The 903-nt window shown below is 63.2% G+C and carries 1 protein-coding gene; it reads right to left on the bottom strand.

Annotated features, from left to right (window positions below; all coding sequences use genetic code 11):
• Nucleotides 1–329: 329 nt before the first annotated feature.
• Nucleotides 330–903: energy transducer TonB (locus tag AC07XM_RS31040; protein WP_146026072.1), on the bottom strand; the 574-nt coding region annotated here is incomplete at its 5' end.

Raw genomic sequence — 903 nt, 5'->3', positions numbered from 1 at the left:
CTGACAAGGTGCGGATTTGTGTCGCTTGGTTGGCGGCTGTCTTGAGGTTTTTGGCGCTTATGAGATCGAGCGCCGCCCGCGCGGCGCATCGCGAGCTACGCTCGCTCCTATGTTTGTTTCGGGCCAGTTACGCTTGTGACAGGCGCGCGCGACCGCTTTGTTCGTACGACGCGAAATCGAGCCATGCGCCAAGGCGTTCGCGCGCAAATCCAACAGGAATAATTGGCCCGAAACAAACGTAGGAGCGAGCGTAGCTCGCGATGCGCCGCGCGGGCGGCGCTCGATATCCGCGCCACCGCATATAGCAAGCCCTACACCGAGGCCCTGAGTCAGTTGCTGGACAAACGGTCCCCACGGGCAAAGCGCCAGGTGCGGATGATCTCCAGCCGGTCAAACTCGGCCAAATCCCCGGTGAACGGTGCAAACGGCGCTGCCAGCCGCACGATGCGTTGCGCTGCCTGGTCCAGCACCTGCTGCCCGGACGATTCCAGTACCAGCACTTCGTACAGCGATCCATCGCGGTTGATCGACACCATCATGCGCAAGTTGCCGTAGATCTGTTGCCGACGTGCTTCGTCGGGGTAGTTCAGGTTGCCCACCCGTTCGACCTTCTTGCGCCACTCTTCCTTGTACCAGGCGCCCTTGTCGCGCATGGTCGAGGCGGCGTTCAGGCGGTGGATGCGCGGGCGCTTGGCGTACATCTGCTGTTCGTTGGACAGCTCCGCCTCCAGGCTGGCGATCTGGCTGGACAGCTGCGAGCTGTCGAAGTCTGGCGCGGGCGCCGCCGGCTTGGGCTGTGCCTTGCTTTCCTTGGGCTTGGGTTCGACCTTCTGCGGCTTGGGCGCAGTCGTTACTACCGCCGACTTTTGTGGGGTAGGGGGGGGTACCACCTCGGGCCTGGCG

The organism is Pseudomonas sp. GW460-LB5, from assembly GCF_059423245.1.
This window is presented reverse-complemented; position numbering and strand designations above follow the sequence as displayed.